This window comes from Brevibacterium metallidurans, assembly GCF_037101285.1.
Taxonomy (GTDB): Bacteria; Actinomycetota; Actinomycetes; order Actinomycetales; family Brevibacteriaceae; genus Brevibacterium; species Brevibacterium metallidurans.
The window spans coordinates 1-544 of the sequence record NZ_BAAAAF010000071.1 but is presented as its reverse complement, the minus strand read 5'-3'; the positions used below and the strand labels follow the sequence as shown (position 1 = coordinate 544).

1 protein-coding gene is annotated in these 544 nt (G+C 60.5%); it reads right to left on the bottom strand.

Going from position 1 to position 544, the window contains the following annotated elements:
- A partial coding sequence (locus AACX88_RS17575; RefSeq protein WP_339394143.1) for an SIS domain-containing protein occupies positions 1-544 on the bottom strand: 544 nt, incomplete at both ends.

The window sequence follows — 544 nt, the reverse complement described above, 5'->3', positions numbered from 1 at the left end:
GATCCTGCTGCACCAGCGCCATAAACAGCAGGTCGGTCAGCATCATCTGTGCGCTGGTAGAGGAGATCGCCGCGCTGCGCGTGGCTTGCTCCTCCGCAATCGTGTACAGGCACTGCGAGGCCTGCTGTTGCAGCGCATTGGGGGTAAAACCGGTGATCGCGAGGATCTGACTGCCGACGCGCAGCGCTTCTCCGGCCGCCATGTTGATCTCGCGACGTTCTCCGGAGTAGGAGATAGCCAGCAGCAGATCGTCGGCCGACATCGCCTGTACCGTTGCCAGCAGCGCATGCATATCCTGCTCGGCAACGGCGTTGATGCCAATCTTCATTAGCTTCCAGCTGAAATTACGCGCGACCAGCCCGGATGCGCCTATGCCGGTGATGATCACCCGGCGAGCGTCGCGCAGGAGCGCAACCGCTTCCAGCAGTTTCTCTTCGCTATTCACGTCCAGCGAGGCGTGCATCGCTGCGACATTATCCTTGATCAGTTTTTCCCCGACCAGACGCAGCGGATCGTCGCCGCGTATTTGGTTATGTACCGGCAC